12 protein-coding genes and 2 tRNA genes are annotated in these 16,708 nt (G+C 67.9%); 7 read left to right on the plus strand and 7 right to left on the minus strand.

Translation table 11 applies throughout. The features are described from left to right. The first annotated feature begins 13 nt into the window (after positions 1–13). On the plus strand, positions 14–703 hold the full coding sequence (locus ACORQU_RS15390) for a response regulator (RefSeq protein ID WP_491641959.1): 690 nt from the start codon (positions 14–16) through the stop codon (positions 701–703). Positions 704–720: 17 nt separating this feature from the next. Continuing rightward, positions 721–2,085, plus strand: a complete 1,365-nt coding sequence (locus ACORQU_RS15395; RefSeq protein ID WP_491645151.1) for an ATP-binding protein — start codon at positions 721–723, stop codon at positions 2,083–2,085. Here the strand turns inward: ACORQU_RS15395 and ACORQU_RS15400 are convergent. Then, complete coding sequence (locus ACORQU_RS15400) at positions 2,082–4,523, minus strand: penicillin acylase family protein (RefSeq protein ID WP_491641960.1); 2,442 nt, start codon at positions 4,521–4,523, stop codon at positions 2,082–2,084. The genes ACORQU_RS15395 and ACORQU_RS15400 overlap by 4 nt on opposite strands. Before the next feature lie 147 nt (positions 4,524–4,670). Here ACORQU_RS15400 and bfr point away from each other — a divergent pair, with 147 nt between their 5' ends. Further along, positions 4,671–5,153, plus strand: a complete 483-nt coding sequence (gene bfr / locus ACORQU_RS15405) for a bacterioferritin (protein ID WP_271646308.1) — start codon at positions 4,671–4,673, stop codon at positions 5,151–5,153. A gap of 171 nt (positions 5,154–5,324) precedes the next feature. Here the strand turns inward: bfr and ACORQU_RS15410 are convergent, their stop codons facing one another. The 5 genes from ACORQU_RS15410 to ACORQU_RS15430 form a co-directional block, all read right to left on the minus strand. Then, positions 5,325–5,981 (minus strand): thiopurine S-methyltransferase, encoded by a 657-nt coding sequence (locus ACORQU_RS15410; RefSeq protein ID WP_491641961.1) that lies wholly within the window; start codon positions 5,979–5,981, stop codon positions 5,325–5,327. After that, complete coding sequence (locus tag ACORQU_RS15415) at positions 5,981–6,514, minus strand: DinB family protein (RefSeq protein WP_491641962.1); 534 nt, start codon at positions 6,512–6,514, stop codon at positions 5,981–5,983. Before ACORQU_RS15415 ends, ACORQU_RS15410 begins: the two co-directional genes overlap by 1 nt. Before the next feature lie 51 nt (positions 6,515–6,565). Next, positions 6,566–8,812, minus strand: coding sequence for a DNA topoisomerase IV subunit A (parC, locus tag ACORQU_RS15420; RefSeq protein ID WP_491641963.1), 2,247 nt, complete (start codon positions 8,810–8,812; stop codon positions 6,566–6,568). A gap of 93 nt (positions 8,813–8,905) precedes the next feature. After that, a complete protein-coding gene (locus ACORQU_RS15425; RefSeq protein ID WP_491641964.1) occupies positions 8,906–10,735 on the minus strand; it encodes an SLC13 family permease in 1,830 nt (609 codons plus the stop codon). Positions 10,736–10,888: 153 nt separating this feature from the next. Continuing rightward, positions 10,889–10,975 (minus strand) — tRNA-Leu (locus ACORQU_RS15430). A 433-nt stretch (positions 10,976–11,408) separates the two neighbouring features. Between ACORQU_RS15430 and ACORQU_RS15435 the strand changes: the two genes are divergently transcribed. Further along, the gene (locus ACORQU_RS15435; protein ID WP_491641965.1) at positions 11,409–12,623 is read left to right on the plus strand and encodes an ISL3 family transposase; all 1,215 of its coding nucleotides are present in this window, start codon (positions 11,409–11,411) and stop codon (positions 12,621–12,623) included. 48 nt (positions 12,624–12,671) lie between these two features. Here the strand turns inward: ACORQU_RS15435 and ACORQU_RS15440 are convergent. Further along, a tRNA-Leu gene (locus ACORQU_RS15440) sits at positions 12,672–12,758 on the minus strand. A 91-nt stretch (positions 12,759–12,849) separates the two neighbouring features. On the opposite strand from ACORQU_RS15440, the gene rnr reads away from it, so the two are divergent. The 3 genes from rnr to rlmB are packed head-to-tail and all read left to right on the plus strand — an operon-like array spanning position 12,850 to position 16,689. After that, positions 12,850–15,432, plus strand: a complete 2,583-nt coding sequence (gene rnr, locus ACORQU_RS15445; protein WP_491641966.1) for a ribonuclease R — start codon at positions 12,850–12,852, stop codon at positions 15,430–15,432. A 13-nt stretch (positions 15,433–15,445) separates the two neighbouring features. Then, positions 15,446–15,919, plus strand: a complete 474-nt coding sequence (locus ACORQU_RS15450) for a GFA family protein (protein WP_491641967.1) — start codon at positions 15,446–15,448, stop codon at positions 15,917–15,919. Between the two features lie 23 nt (positions 15,920–15,942). Then, complete coding sequence (rlmB, locus tag ACORQU_RS15455) at positions 15,943–16,689, plus strand: 23S rRNA (guanosine(2251)-2'-O)-methyltransferase RlmB (RefSeq protein WP_491641968.1); 747 nt, start codon at positions 15,943–15,945, stop codon at positions 16,687–16,689. Positions 16,690–16,708: the final 19 nt, after the last annotated feature.

Raw genomic sequence — 16,708 nt, forward strand, 5'->3', positions numbered from 1 at the left:
CCAGACTGGGACCATGCGCATCCTGCTGGTCGAAGACGACGTCTCGCTGGGCGAGGGCATCTGCACCGCCTTGCGGCGCGGTGCCTTTGCGGTGGACTGGGTCCGCGATGGCGCCGCGGCATTGATGGCGGTGCGCGACGGTGGCTTTGACCTGGTCGTGCTGGACCTGGGGCTTCCACGCCTGGACGGGATCGAGGTCATCCGCCAGGCGCGCGCCTCCGGGAGCAACGTGCCGATCCTGGTGCTGAGTGCCCGCGAGCGCGCCGCCGACCGCACCCTGGGCCTGGACGTGGGCGCCGACGACTACCTGGGCAAGCCCTTCGATACCGCCGAACTGCAGGCTCGCATCCGCGCGCTGCTGCGGCGCAGTGCCGGCCGTGCCCAGCCCACCCTGGATGCCGGGGCGCTGCACCTGGATCCGGCGCGCCTGTCGGTGACCTGGCGTGGTCGCGGGCTGGACCTCACCCGACGCGAGTTCGCCCTGCTGCGCCTGCTGATGGAGCAACACGGACGCCCCTTGGGACGCGAGACCATCCAGCAGCACCTGTACGGCTGGGACGAGGACGTGGCCAGCAACGCGGTGGACGTGCACGTCCACCAGCTCCGCCGCAAGCTCGACCCCGGGCTGATCCGGACCGTGCGCGGCATCGGCTACGCCTTGGACGAGGAAGCCGCGGCCAAGGCCGGGGGAGCGTCGCCTTGAACTCCATCCGCCGCGTGTTGATGGTCTCGCTGGTGGGCCTGCTGTCGGTGCTGCTGGCGCTGGCGGCGGTCTTCAGCTACCACGCCGGCCTGCAGGAGGCCGGGGAGATGTTCGATGCACGCCTGGCGCAGTCGGCCCGCGTGGTGATGAGTCTGATGGACGAACCGCTCGCCGACCTGGAAGCCCATCCGGGCGAAGCGGTCGTGCTCAAGGGCTGGCATGGCCAGGCACAGGGGGTTGGCGAGGCGCTGGCCTTCAAGAACGGCCATGCCTACGAGACCAAGCTGGCCTTCCAGGCCTGGAGTCACGACGGCCACCTGCTGCTGCGCTCGGACAGTGCGCCCACGCATGCCTTCGCCGCGCTGTCGCCTGGCTATGCCGATGTGCGGCTGGCCGGCTACGACTGGCGCGTGTTCACCCTACGCTCGCCATCGGGTCGCTGGTTCCAGTCGGCCGAGCGTGCCGATATCCGCGCCGAACTGGCCGAGGACATCGCCGAGGGCACGTTGCTGCCGATGGCCCTGGCCCTGCCGCTGATGGTCTTGCTGATCTGGGTGGTGGTGCGCTGGGCGACGCGCGCGCTGGTGCGTGTGTCCGACCAGATCGGCGAACGCGACCCCGAGCGGATGACGCCGCTGGAGCTGTCCAACCTGCCACGCGAGGTGCATGGCCTGGTGCGGGCGGTCAATGGGCTGTTGCAGCGGCTGGATTCGGCCCTGGCGCGCGAGCGGCGCTTCATCGCCGACGCGGCCCATGAGCTGCGGACCCCGATCAGCGCACTCAAGGTCCATGCGGGTAATCTGCGCCAGGCCGAGGACGGACAGGAACGACGCGATTCGCAGGCCCAGCTCGACGCCAGCGTGAGCCGGGTTGAGCGCCTGGTCGCGCAACTGCTCTCGTTGAGCCGAAGCGAACGCAGCGCCGGTCTGTCGGCTCCCGCGTTGCTGGACCTGGACGCGCTGGTCATGGTCGAGGTCGAGGAACTGGCGGCCATGGCCGACTGCAAACGCCAACAACTGAGCACGGATCTGGGGGGCGTCCAAGCCCTCGGCGACGAGCTGGGCCTGGGGCTGCTGGTGCGCAACCTGATCGAGAACGCCGTGCGCTACACCCCGACCGGCGGCCGGATCGCCATCCGCACCCAGGTACGCGACGGCGCGGCGCTGCTGAGCGTGGAGGACAGCGGCCCGGGCATCCCCGAAGTGGCGCGCGAACGCGTGTTCCATCGTTTCCACCGCGAACTGGGCAGCGGCGAGGAAGGCAGTGGCCTGGGTCTGGCGATCGTGCGCGAGGTGGTCGATGCGCACGCCGGCGGGATCGTGTTGTCCACTTCGTCCACGCTGGGCGGGCTGGCCGTCGAAGTCTCGCTGCCGCGCGCCTAGCGCGGCTCCAGCACCAGGCGGTGCTCGGCCGGGCCGGGCAGGAAGGGCGTCGGCTTGCCGTGCACCCAGTCTTCATGGCCGGCCCCCCAGTACGGCGACAGCGGATGCCCGCTCTGTCCGCCCGGCATGTGCACGATGCCCTGCGCTTCGTGCCCGGGCGAGACCACCATGCGCTCGGATGCGCCGAAGGAGGGGGCCTGGACCCGTGGCATGTCGCTGGCGCCCGGCAGAGCTTCGGCCGGCATGCACAGCAGGCGCTTGGCGTGCCACGGCAGCGCGGAGGCGAGCGGGTGGCAGATGCGCGCGGTGTTGCGCTCCCCCCAGGTGCGCGTGGACAGCGGCTTGTCCGGGGGTTCGAGCCGCGCGCGCACATCGTCGGCGGCCGCTTCCAGTAGCCGGTGCCAGCCGTCCCGGTCGTTGCAGCCGGCCGGGGCGGGATGCAGGGCGGCGCAGGACAGGCTGGCCGGCAGGAGATGTTCCGGGCGCTGTTCGAGCAGCGCCCAGGTCACGCCTTCCAGTTGCGGCAGCGACGGGCGCGCGAATGTCGGCCCCAGGGCCGCCAGCGCGGGCGCTTCCAGGCCGTCCTCCACCCGCGCCTGCACGGCCAGGCGCCAATCGTGGACCAGGCGGAAACTCACCGAACCGGGCACTGCTGCGCCATCCCAGTGCGCTGCCGCGCGGGCCAGTGCGCGCAGTGCGGAATCTTCCGGCGCCTGGCGGGCTTCGCTTCGCAGCAGGGCCCACCAGCGCTGCAGAAACACCGCGCGGTCGTCCAGCTGGACCGCGAGCAGCGCCGGCTCGTCCAACTGCTCGTTACGCCGCAGGTCGTCGCGGATCTGCTGCGCGCGCGCGCCCAGGGCATAGCCGCCATCGCCGAGCGTGGCCAGCAGGGGGCCGTCGGCGACCCGGTTGTTGGCCGTCCACAGGCGGCCCTCGGCCGGGTCTATCAGCGGTTGGGCCAACCGGGTGGAGAGTGCCCACGGTGCGCAAGGGGACGCTCCTTGCCCGGTCTGGTCGAATGCCGCCGACGCGGTGGGCAGCACCAACTGGCTGGCGTCGCAGCCTGGTGCACGCTGCGGCAGCGGGCCGAGCAGGCGCCAGGCGATGCGTCCATGCGCATCGGCCAGCAGCAGGTTCTGCGCCGGGACGGCGGTGTGGTCGGCCACCTTGAGCGCCGCTTCCAGGTCGCCCGCGCCGGCCAGGTCGAGCAGGCCCAGGTTGAGTGCTCCGGGCAGGTGCCCGACCCAGCGCAGGGCCAGCGCCTGGCCATCGGGCAGATCGCGGACCAGGGGACCGAAGGGTGTTTCGCGCACTTCAAGCGTGTCGTCCGCTCCGCCGGCCACCTCGATCCGCTCCTTGCGAACGGTGACCGGGGCGCAGGTGGCCTGATCCCCGGACGCGCAGGGATGGACCCGGAACAGATCGGCGGTATCGGCGTAGCCGTTGGTGAATCCCCAGACCACGTGCGTGTTGCTGCCGACGATGACAGCCGGCAGCCCGGGCAGGCTGAAGCCGGTCACGTCCACGCGGCCGCGCGCGGCGTGCGGGTCGGGATAGCGCAGGCGCACGCGGAACCACAGGTTGGGCGCACGCAGGGCCAGGTGCATGTCATCGGCGAGGATGGCGCGCCCGTCCCGGGTGTGGGCGGCGGAGACCGCGAAGTTGTTGCTGCCCGGCGCCAGCGCTGGCGCTGCCGGGACCTTGTCGTGCGCTGCAGGGAAGGGTAGTTGGCGCAGGTCCACCTGCGTGGCCTCAGGCAGCGTCACCGGATCGCGCGGCCCGCCCTGCAGCGGGGCGTCCCACGCCGTGCCCGTTTGGGTCAGCAGCGCGTACAGCGCCGGGGGCAGGTGCTGCTGCAGGTCCCACAGGCCCAGCTCGCGCGTATCGTCTGCGTCCTGCAGGTCGAAATACATCGCATCGCCGGTCAGCACGCTGTCGGCCGCCGTCCATGGCTTGGGCGCTTGGCGCAGCAGTAGGTAAGGCCAAGGCCGGCTGCGCAGGTCGGTCAGCCCGCGATTGACCCCGGCGACATAGGCATCCAGCACGGGCCGATGCGCGCCGGCGAAATCGGGGAGCGAGGCCTGCGCCCGTGCGCGCATCCGGTGCAGCCGGTGGCGTCGGTCGACCGGCAGCGCCCGCGATCCGAACAGCGCGGCCAGTTCGCCCGCGGAGGTTCGCCGCATCAGGTCCATCTCGAAGTAACGCTCCTGGGCGTGCACATAGCCCAGCGCGCGCGCCGCATCGGCGGCGTTGGCCGCGTCGATGGTGACCACGCCGTGCCTGTCGCGCACGATCTGGACCTGAGCGGACAATCCGGGCAGCGTCTGGCGACCGTCAAGAGAGGCCAGGCTGCCTCGCAACAGCCACCATCCGGTCAGTGCTGCGAGCAGTCCAAGGACCAACAGCAGCAGGGCAATCCGTCCAATCCAGCGGGTCATGTGGGGGCGTGTGGAAAGAGAGGGAGGCATGCGCAGGCCGGTGACATCGCGGCAAAGCCGCACCCGCGAGTGATAGTGATTCCGATTAGAACACCGGCCGCGTCTTTGCGGCACCATGCGCGCTGCACCAAACACTGAGTTCTCCCCATGAAAGGTCATCCCGAAGTCGTCGCCTGCCTGATCGAACTGCTGCGCGGCGAGCTGGCCGCCCGCGATCAGTACTTCCTGCATTCACGCCGTTACGAGGATCAGGGGCTGATGGCGCTGTACGAGCGCATCGGCCACGAGATGGAGGAGGAGACCGAGCACGCCGACGCGATCCTGCGCCGCATCCTGTTCCTGGAAGGCGACCCGGACATGCGCCCGCATCCGTTCACCCCGGGCAAGACCGTGGTGGAAATGCTCGAGGCCGACCTGCAGACCGAATACAAGGTGCGCGCCGACCTGGCCGCGGCCATGAAGCTGTGCGAGGACAAGCGCGACTACGTCAGCCGCGACATGCTGCTGGCCCAGTTGCGCGACACCGAGGAAGACCACGCCTGGTGGCTGGAGCAGCAATTGGGCTTGATCAAGCGCATTGGCCTGGAGCTCTACCAGACCTCCAAGATCGACGGAAAGTCCGCCGACTGAGCCACGTGCTCGCGGTGAAGCCGATTCGATGAGGCGCGACATCACAAGGTGTCGCGCCTCTTTCGTGTCAGGCGTGCACCACACCTGTGGGAGCCGCCACGGCGGCGATAAGGCACTCGCGCGATATCCCCGCAGACCTGACCCACATGTCGCAGGAAGCGGCTGAACTCCTCAGCGCTTCCGCAAACGGTACACAGCGGTCTCCAGCGCACTGACCCCGGCCGCGGCGAAACGTGGCTCGTGAGACAGGATGTCGCGCCGTTCCAACGCATCGATCCGCCACTGCGCGGCGAACAGCGTGTCGACTTCCTCCGGCACCACCGAGAACGGCGGTCCGGCCTTCTGCGCCTGCGGGTATTCCAGCGTGACCAGCAGTCCCTGACAGGCCGCGGGCAGGGCGCCGTAAAGCTGAGTGGCGTAGCGCTGGCGCATCGCCTGCGGGAGGGCCACCAGCGCGGCTCGATCATAGACGCCCGCGCAGCCGGCCAGCGCCTGCGCGTCCAGGGCGAAGGCGTCACCGCAGATCAGTTCGATGTCACCGGCCACGAAGTGCGTGCCGTAGCGGCTGTCATGCGTGCGCGGTACCAGATCGTGCTCGTCGAAGAACTGCTCGATCGCCAGTGCCGACAGCTCCACGCCGAGCACGCGATGGCCCTGTGCGGCCAGCCACGCCAGGTCCAGCGACTTGCCGCACAGCGGCACGAACACCTGGCTGCCCGTCGGCAGCGCCAGGGCAGGCCAGTGCTTGCGCAACAACGGCAGGACCTGGTCCTGATGAAAGCCAATCTGGTTGGCCTGCCACTTCTGGTGCCAGAACGCCGGATCCATCAGAGCGCCTCGTCGGGCAGGGCGATCAGGTCGGTGACGCCGACATCCACGCCCGCCTGATAGAGCAGGGTGCTGGCCTGGCCACGGTGATGGGTCTGGTGGTTGAAGAAGTGCGCCAACAGCTGATGCCAGCCGCGAGTGAACGGCGTGCCGGCGGTGTTGCGATAGGACAAGGATCCTGCCAGCGCGACGGCATCCAGCGTACCGACCCAGTCGGTGATGACCTGGTCCAGCGCGGCGCGATGCTGCCGCAACTGCGCGAAGGAGCCGGCCAGCGGCTGGCGCAGCGAGGTCGGCAGGGGGAAGTCCACCAGGGCCGCGCGCAGGGCGACCGCGCTTTCAGGGCTGGAGAAGCGATGCAGCCAGATCGTATCGGCCACGGCAATGTGGTTGAGCGTGGCCAGGATCGAGCCGAAGAACGCGCCACGCTCCTGCGCGAGCGCATCCTCGGTCAGGGTGCCGGCCGCCGCGTACATCCGCTGGTTCATCCAGCGGTTGTAGGCGGCCATCAGCTTGGCGTCTTGCGGTGTCATCCGCACCGACCCTGGGCGGACGGCGTCGCGGTCATCACAGACCGCGACGGATCACGCCACATCCAGTCCATCGACCTTCTGCCAGCCGCGCGGCAACAGCATGCCGCGCGTGGCGCGAGTGCCGGTGTACACGTCCAGGTCCTTGAACGACAGCGTCATGGTCCGCGCGCCGCTCTGAATCTGCAGGGTGGCCCCGGGACCAATGGCGGCGATGGCGACCACCCGCTCGGTGCCCAGCTTGGACTTGGGGATGTCGATCAGTTTGTTGCCCTTGCCCTTGTCCAGCTCGGGCAGGTCGGTGGCGGCGATGGCCAGCAGGTTGCCGGCGCTGGTCACCGCCACGATGCGGTCGGTCTCCAGGTTGGCGACCAGGGCCGGTTGCAGCACCTTGGCATTGGGCGTGAGGTTGAGCATCGCCTTGCCGGCCTTGTTGCGGCTGGTGAGGTTCTCAAAGCGGGTGACGAAGCCGTAGCCGTGCGAGGAGGCCAGCACGAAGCGGGTGTCGTTCTCACCCGAGGCCAGGGCCTGGAACGACGCGCCGGCCGCCGGGGAGAAGCGCCCGGTCAACGGCTCGCCGTTGCCACGTGCCGAGGGCAGGGTGTGCACGGCGGTGGAATAGCTGCGCCCGGTCGAATCCAGGAAGGCGACCTGGTGATTGCTGCGTGCGCGCACCGCGGCCAGCAGGCCGTCGCCATCACGGTAGGACAGCTTGGTCGTATCGATGTCGCCGCCCTTGGCCGCGCGCACCCAGCCCTTTTCCGACACCACCACGGTCATCGCTTCGCTGGCGACCAGCTCGGTCTCGTCCAGCGCCTGGGCCGCCTGGCGGGCGACCAGGGGCGAGCGGCGTTCATCGCCAAACTTCTTGGCATCGGCCAGCAGCTCGTCCTTCACCAGTTTCTTGAGCTTGGCCTTGGACTCCAACGTGGCCAGCAGCTTCTCGCGCTCGACGGCCAGCTCGTCCTGCTCGCCGCGGATCTTCATCTCTTCCAGGCGGGCCAGCTGGCGCAGGCGGGTTTCCAGGATGTAGTCGGCCTGGTCTTCGGACAGCGCGAAACGCGCGATCAGCGCCGGCTTGGGCTCGTCCTCGCTGCGGATGATGCGGATGACCTCGTCCAGGTTGAGGAACGCGGTCAGCAGGCCTTCCAACAGGTGCAGGCGGCGCTCGACCTTCTGCAGGCGGTGCTTGAGGCGGCGGGTGACCGTGTCGTAGCGGAACCCCAGCCACTCGGACAGGAAGCTGCGCAGGTTCTTGACCTGCGGGCGCCCATCCAGGCCGATGATGTTGAGGTTGACCCGGTAGCTCTTCTCCAGGTCGGTGGTGGCGAACAGATGCCCCATCAGCTGCTCGGCATCCACCCGGTTGGAGCGCGGGATCAGGACCACGCGCACCGGGTTCTGGTGGTCGGACTCGTCGCGGATGTCCTCCAGCCAGGGCAGCTTCTTGGCCCGCATCTGGGTGGCGATCTGCTCGATCACCTTGGACGGGGAGACCTGGAAGGGCAGCGCGGTCACCACGATGTTGGCGTGCTCGCGGGTGAAGGTCGCCCGGGCGCGCACGCTGCCATGGCCGGTCTCGTACATCTGCCGCAGGTCGGACGCCGGGGTGATGATCTCCGCGCTGGTCGGGTAGTCCGGCCCGCGCACGTGCTCGCACAGGTCGGCCACCGTCGCGTCAGGGTCGTCGATCAGCCGGATCAGCGCGCTGACGATCTCATTGAGGTTGTGCGGCGGCACGTCGGTGGCCATGCCCACGGCGATGCCGGTGGTGCCGTTGAGCAGCAGGTGCGGCAGGCGTGCCGGCAGCCAGGTGGGCTCTTCCAGGGTGCCGTCGAAGTTCGGCGACCAGTCGGTCGTGCCCTGGGTCAGTTCGCCCAGCAACACCTCGGCGATGGGGGTCAGCTTGGACTCGGTGTAGCGCATGGCCGCGAACGACTTGGGGTCGTCGGACGAGCCGAAGTTGCCCTGGCCATCGATCAACGGATAGCGATAGGAGAACGGCTGGGCCATCAGCACCAGCGCCTCGTAGCAGGCGCTGTCGCCATGCGGATGGAACTTGCCGATGACATCGCCGACGGTGCGCGCGGACTTCTTCGGCTTGGCGGCCGCGTTGAGCCCCAGTTCGCTCATCGAATAGATGATGCGGCGCTGCACCGGCTTGAGCCCGTCGCCGATGAAGGGCAGCGCGCGGTCCAGGACCACGTACATCGAGTAGTCCAGATAGGCGCGCTCAGCGTACTCGCGCAGCGGGATCTGCTCGAAGCCGTGGAAGGTGGGGCGGATCGTCTCTTCGGTCATGCGGGCACTGCTTCAGGGGTGAACCGGACCAATTTTAGCCGGCCCACCGTCGCAGCGCCCGCGACCGCGGGCGAAAGATCGTCGATCCGGGCTTCAGCCGCCCCAGCCGAAGGGCAGCAGTGGACCGCCCAGCCACAGCCAGCGCGCCATCCAGGCCGTGGCGATGGCGATCAGCGTGGTCAATGGCACGCCCACGCGCAGGAAGTCGCCGAAGGTGTACTGGCCCGGGTTGAGGATCAGCAGGTTGCCGTGATGTCCGATCGGGGTCAGGAACGAGGCCACCGCGCCCATCGCGATGCACATCACGAAGGGCGTGGGCGTCTCGCCCAGGCTCTGGGCCATGGCCAGGGCGATGGGGGTGAGCAGCACGGTGGTGGCCGCATCGGACAGCACCTGGGTCAACAGCGCGGCCGCCGAGAACATCACCAATAGCAGGGTCAGCGCACTCCAGTTCTGCGCGTGCTCGTTGAGCAGTTGCGCCAGCCAGGCAGCCGTCCCGGTCTTTTCCATCGCCAGCCCCAGCGGGATCACCCCGGCGATCATCACGAAGATGCGCACGTCGATGGCCTGATAGGCGTGTTCGATGTCCACGCAGCGGGTCAGGACCATGGCCGCCGCGCCGGCCAGGAACGCGATCTGCGGGCTCAGCCAGCCGGTGGCCGCGGCGATCACTGCACCGACCATGATCCCGAGCGCCAGCGGCGCCCGCTTGCGGGTGCGCTTCTGCGCCTCGAACGGCATCAGCATCAAAAAGCCATGGTGCTGGGCCAGCTTGCCGAAGGTGTGCTGGCGTCCCCACAGCACCAACAGGTCGCCTTCCTCCAGCACCAGCTCGGACAGCTCGCCATGCAGCCAGCCTTCCTTGCGCCATAGCCCGACCACCACCACGCCCAAGGTGTGCAGGAAGTCGATGCTGGCCACCGAGCGGCCGACGAATTCGGAATTGGGCGAGACCACCGCCTGGACCAGTTGCTCCTCGCCCAGCAGCTCGGTCTTGCGTTGCTCGTCCTCCTTGGGCTTCTCGCCGTATTTGACCACCGCGTGCAGCGACAGGCCCGGCTCGTCCTTGATCGAGGCGATCTCATCGGGCGAGGCGCGTACCAACAGCACATCGCCACGCTGCAGCGGACTGTCCTCGCGCTGGTAGCGGCGGCGCATGCCGTAGCGCAGCCAGTCCACCACCTGCAGGCGCTCGTCGAAGTTCTCGCGGAACTCGCCATAGGTCTTGCCGATCCACGGGGAGTCCTCGTCCACCACCAACTCGGTGTAGTAGCGCTCCAGGCGCATGTAGCTGTCGCTGCTGGATTCGCCGGAGCGCTTGGGTACCAGCCAGCGTCCCAACAGCATGTAGCTGGTGCCCAGCAGGACCAGCACCGCACCGATGGGCGTGATGGTGAAAAAGCCCAGGCCTTCGCTGCCCGAGCGCTTGAGCAGGTCGTTGGCCAGCAGGAAGGCCGGGGCGCTGATCAGGGTCAGGGTGGTGCCCAATGAGGCGGCCAGCGACATGGGCATCAGCAGGCGCGAGGCGGCCAGCTTCTGGTCGCGTGCCAGCCGCATCAGGATCGGCAACATCATCGCGGTGACCATCAGGTGGTGCGAGAACGCGGCCAGGGCCGCGGTCGCCGGCATGACCACGGCGATGGTGCGCCACTCGCTGCCGCCGGCGGCCTTGCCGATCGCGTGGCCGATCCGGTCGGTGATGCCGGTGGCGGCCAGACCGGAGGACAGCACGAACACCGCGGCCACGATGATCGCCGGTTCGCTGGAGAAACCGGACAGCGCTTCGCGCGGGTTGAGGATGCCGGTCAGGGTCAGCGCCAGCATGGCCAGCATCGCCACCAGGTCCACGCGCAGCTTCTCGCTGACGAACAGGCCGAGGGTGACGGCCAGGATGACCAGGAACAGGATCTGTTGGGGTTCCACAGCGTCGATGGCTCGCAGGAAGAAAAGGCGTTATTGCAGGCCCATTGGAAATACCACGTGTCGGCGTCTGGGGTGAAGCGTTGCCTGGCACATGGTGTGCCGTCCTTGCGGGCAACAAAAAACCCCGCTTGTGGCGGGGTTTTTCTTGAGTCATGGTGCCCAGGAGAGGACTCGAACCTCCACGGAGTTGCCCCCGCTAGCACCTGAAGCTAGTGCGTCTACCAATTCCGCCACCTGGGCGACTCAGGGCGCGCATTCTGGAGGCAGTCGTCGAGGGTGTCAAATGTTTTTTATCGCAGCTGCGCGCGACGGTGTCGCGGGCGGGATGGCTGCCTGAGCACGCCAGCGTGCTCGAGGCAGGGATGAGGGAGGCCTGCCAGTGGCATGCGCGGAGCGCGGCAAGATGCGTCTTCTCCCGCACGGGCCTGGCGCACTGGATCGGATGTCCTGGCTTGCGGTGCGGTGCCTGGCCTGGATAGCGCGGAGCTCGCTCCGCTTGGGCTTTCCCTGTGACCTCACCGCACGGCCGCGGAGCAAGCGCCGCGCGACAGGAAACGTCTTCCGCTTCCTTACAGCCGGGAGCGCAAAAAAAAGGTTCTTCGCTGATTAGCGTGGAGCTTTTCCTGCCTATCGGTACCCTCGACGACTGACTTTCAGGGCTCGAGGGTGGGTCATGTTGGACCGGAAGACGATAGAGAGGCTGGGCGGCTGGGAAGGCTACCGGGTGGAGCGGATCGTCTGGCCGGAAGGCGAGAGCCGAACCGTCACCATCTACCTCAAGCCATCGGGACGCACGATGTACTGCGAGCAGTGCGGCAGCCGGTGCCGCCAGGTCCATGAGACGACCGTTCGCCGGGTTCGGGACCTGCCACTGATGGCGCTTCAGGTGAGGCTGGTGGTGCCGCGCCGGCGGGTCTGGTGCGAGCAGTGTGGCGGGCCGCGGCTGGAGAAGCTGGCCTGGCTGGGGCGTTACCAGCGGGTCACCGACCGGTTGGCCGAGGCGGTCAGCCAATTGCTTGTATCCAGCAACATCATCGCTGTGGCGCGCTTCTTCCAGCTGGGCTGGCACACGGTCAAGTCGCTGGACAAGGCTAGGCTGCGCCAGATGATCCAGGAGCCGGACTGGAGCCAGATCCACTATCTAGCGATGGACGAGTTCGCCCTGCACAAAGGCCACCGCTATGCCACGGTGGTGGTCGATCCGATCCGTCGCCAGGTCCTGTGGGTCGGCAACGGCCGATCGCGCGAGACTGCCAGGGCCTTCTTCGAGCAGCTTCCCGAGGGGGTTGCCAGGCAGATCCGGGCGGTGGCCATCGACATGACCACCGCCTACGAGCTGGAGATCCAGGCCAACTGTCCCAACGCGGAGATCGTCTATGACCTGTTCCATGTCGTGGCCAAGTACGGACGCGAGGTAATCGATCGGGTGCGGGTAGACCAGGCCAACCAGCTGCGGAGCGACAAGCCGGCCCGCCGGGTAATCAAGTCCAGCCGCTGGCTGCTGTTGCGCAACCGGGAGAACCTGGACCGACGCCAGACGGTGCAGTTGGACGAGTTGCTGGAAGCCAACCAGCCGCTACTCACCGCTTATCTGATGCGAGACGAGCTCAAGCGCCTGTGGTTCTACCGCCATCCCGGCTATGCCAGAAAGGCCTGGGATCACTGGCTGGAGCAGGCCCTGGGCAGCGGCATCGCCTCGCTATCCCTCTTTGCACAACGGCTCAGGGCCTACCTGAACGGGATCCTGTCCCGATGCCGGCACCCGCTCAATACCAGCATCGTCGAAGGCATCAACAACACCATCAAGGTCATCAAGCGCAGGGCCTACGGCTACCGCGACCAGGAGTACTTCTTCCTCAAGATCCGCTCAGCCTTCCCCGGTATTTAGCGAAGAACCAAAAAAAAGACCCGCTTTCGCGGGTCCTTCTTTCGTCTTTGGTGCCCAGGAGAGGACTCGAACCTCCACGGAGTTGCCCCCGCTAGCACCTGAAGCTAGTGCGTCTACCAATTCCGCCACCTGGGCAAAGCGGCGCGTATGTTGCAGTGCGGTTTGGCGAATGTCAACGCGAACCGCATGCGAAGGGCGGGCGCCTGCCGGGGTGTACCATTCACCAATGACGAAAAAGACTGGAACAGGCGGGCGTAAACCCCCAACCGACAAGGCTCCGGCCTCCAAAAAGGCAGCGCAGGGCACAGGGGGGAACAAAGGCGCCGGCAAGTCCAAGCTTCCGCCCTGGATGCCCGAATCGATGACCGCCGCTGAGACTGCACCGCCCAAGAGCGGTCGCGGCGGTAATAGGTCCGGCGCTCGTGGTGGCGCCAAGTCCGGGGCACCAGGACGCCAGGGACCACGTCGTGACGGCGATGGCCCGCGTCCCTTCGATCGCCGCAGCCAGAGCGCCCCGCGCGTGGTGGTGCCGGTGGAAGGCGCCGGCAAGGCCGGTTTCAAGGATCCCTATGCCGCGCGCGAGGCCGAGCGTTATGCCCAACCGATCGCGAGCCGGGAGGTCATCCTGGGCGTGCTGGCCGCCAGCGATGGTCCGCTGACCGCCGAGGAAGTGGCCGGCAAGCTGGACCTGACCGCGCCGGAGCGGTTCGAGGCGCTGACCAAGCGCCTGACGGCCATGGTCCGCGACGGCCAGTTGCTGCTCAACCGCCGTGGCGGCTATGCACCGGCCGAGCAGATGGACCTGGTGCCCGGTGTGGTGATCGCCAATCCGGAAGGCTTCGGCTTCCTGCGCGCGGAGGCCGGTGGCGATGATCTGTTCCTGCCGCCCTTCGAGATGCGCAAGGTCATGCATGGCGACCGGGTGCTGGCCAGCGTCACCGGGCTGGATCGCCGTGGTCGCCGCGAAGGGGCCATCGTCGAGGTGCTCGAGCGCCGGGTGAACCGGCTGATCGGGCGCTTTGCCATGGAGTCGGGCGTGAGTTTCGTGGTGCCCGACGACAAGCGCATGCAGCGCAACGTGATGATTCCCCCGGACGCGCGCAGCGATGCGCACGACGGCCAGCTGGTGGTGGTCGAACTGACCCACGCGCCGGACGGCCGCCGCGACCCGATCGGCAAGATCATCGCCGTGCTGGGCGACAAGCTGACCCCCTCGCTGGTGGTGGAAACCGCCATCCACGGCCACGAGTTGCCCTACGAATTCCCGCAGGAAGTGCTGGACCAGGCGGCCTCGGTGCCGCTGAGCGTCGAGCCGTCGATGATCGGCGGCCGCGTGGACCTGCGCGACCTGCCGCTGGTCACCATCGATGGCGCCGACTCGAAGGACTTCGACGACGCGGTCTACTGCGAGTCCAATCGCAAGGGCTTGCGCATCGCCAACCGCTCGGGCTATCGCCTGGTGGTGGCCATCGCCGACGTCTCGCACTACGTGCGCCCCGGCACGCCGCTGGACGAGGAAGCCCAATTGCGGGCGACTTCAGTGTATTTCCCCGGGTTCGTGGTGCCGATGCTGCCGGAGACCATTTCCAACGGCATCTGTTCGCTCAATCCCAAGGTCGACCGCATGTGTTTCGTCTGCGATATGCAGGTGGACAAGAGCGGTGAGGTCACCAGCGCGAAGTTCTACGAGGCGGTGATGCGCTCACACGCACGGCTGACCTACGACCAGGTCTGGAAGGCCGTGGGCGAGGACGATGCCGAAGCCCAGGCGCAGATCGGTCCGGACGTGTTGCCGCACGTCAAGCGCCTGCACGAGCTCTACGGCCTGCTGGCCAAGGCGCGCGAGAAGCGCGGGGCGATCGAGTTCGAGACCAGCGAAGTGCGCTTCGTCCTGGACAACCGCGGCGAGGTCACCCAGGCCGGCATGCAGGTGCGCAACGACGCGCACAAGCTGATCGAGGAATGCATGATCGCGGCCAACGTGCAGGCCGCCCGGTATCTGCTGGCCAAGGGCATCCCGGCCCCGTACCGCGTCCACGAGCGTCCGCCGGAGTCCAAGTACGCCGACCTGCTGGAGTTCCTCAAGGAGTTCAAGCTGTCGATGCCGGCCTGGAGCAAGGTCGAGCCACGCGATTTCACCGCCCTGCTCAAGAAGATCCGCCAGCGGCCAGACGTGGCGCTGCTGGAGTCGGTGCTGCTGCGCAGCCAGAGCCTGGCGGTGTATACGCCGGACAACGCGGGCCATTTCGGCCTGGCGCTGGATGCGTATGCGCACTTCACCTCGCCCATCCGGCGCTACCCGGACCTGCTGGTACACCGAGCGATCAAGTACGCGCTCACCGGCGGCAAGGTGGAGAAGTTCCAGTACTCGCCGCGCGAGATGGCGGCGCTGTCACTGCAGTGCTCGGAGCGTTCGCGTCGCGCCGACGAGGCCGAGCGCGAGGTCGACGAGCGCTACCGGGCCGCATGGATGGAGCAGCATGTCGGTGGCATTTTCGACGGCGTCATCAGTGGGGTGACCAGCTTTGGCCTGTTCGTGGAGTTGAACCAGTCCAAGGTCAACGGCCTGGTCCACGTCACCCAGCTGCCGCACGACTATTACCACTTCGATCCCATCCGCAAGACGCTGTCGGGAGAGCGGCGCGGGGTCGAGTTCCGCCTGGGCGATGCGGTCCACGTGCAGGTCATGAAGGCCAGCATGGAGGAGCGCAAGATCGATTTCCGGCTGGTCGAGCGCCAGGACGGGCAGGACGCGGGCGACCAAGCGCCGCGCGCCTTCCCGGCCAAGCGCAAGAAACAGAAATCCTGAAGAGGGTTGCGTCGTGGGTGAATACAGTGGTGGCTGCCAGTGCGGCGCGGTACGTTTCCATGTCTCCGGCACGCTGGACGATGCGTCGGTCTGCCATTGTCGGATGTGCCAGAAAGCCTTCGGCGGGTACTACGCGCCGCTGGTGTCCACGCGTGGCGCCACGCTGACCTGGACCCGCGGCACGCCCACGCGCTATCAGTCCTCCAATCTGGTGGCGCGTGGTTTCTGCGCGCAGTGCGGCACGCCGCTCACCTATGAGGCGCCCGATGGACTGGCCCTGGCGGCCGGTGCCTTCGACCAGCCGGCGCTGTTCGCGCCGCACATCCAGTACGGCGTCGAAGTACGCCTGCCGTTCACCGACAGCGTGCATACGCTGCCGGTACGGCGCACCGAGGAGGACGCTGCCTCGCTGGCGTTTCTCTCGCGGATCGAATCCTTCCAGCATCCCGATCACGACACCGAGCACTGGCCGCCTGCGCGCGGCTGATCGCCCAGCACGACACGAGCATCATGAGCAAACAGAACCAATGGATCGTCGGCGTCAACGCCGTCGCATCGTCCATCGAAAACGACGCGGACAACGTGCGCGAAGTGCTGATCGACGGCAGCAGCAAGAACGCGCGCCTGACCGAGATCGAAGAGAACGCGCGGCGCAAGGGCATCGACGTGCGCCGGGTCACCACCCAGGCGCTGGATGGCGTGGGCGGCCAGGTGCGCCACCAGGGCGTGGCCGCGCGTTATGCCGCTGCCCGGACCTGGGACGAGGGCGAGCTGCGCGGCCTGATCGAAGCGGCCGAAGGTCGTGCGCTGCTGCTGGTGCTCGATGGGGTGCAGGATCCGCACAACCTCGGCGCCTGCCTGCGCAGCGCCGCGGCCGCTGGCGTGACCGCGGTGGTGATCCCCAAGGACAAGTCAGTCGGTCTCAACGCCACCGTGCGCAAGACCTCGGCCGGCGCGGCCGATCGCATCCCGGTGATCGCGGTGACCAACCTGGCGCGCGCGCTGCGCGAGATCCAGAAAGCCGGTGTGTGGATCTACGGCCTGGCCGGTGAAGCGCAGGACTCGCTGTACAAGATCGACCTGCGCGGCAACGTGGCGCTGGTGCTGGGTGGCGAGGGCGACGGCATGCGTCGCCTGACCCGCGAGCATTGCGACGGGCTGGTTAGGATCCCCATGCCGGGCAACATCGAGAGTCTCAATGTCTCGGTCGCCACCGGCGTGACCCTGTTCGAGGCGGTGCGCCAGCGCAGCGCGTAAGCCGCTCGCGGTGGGGGAG

This window comes from Pseudoxanthomonas sp. JC1303, from assembly GCF_058448525.1.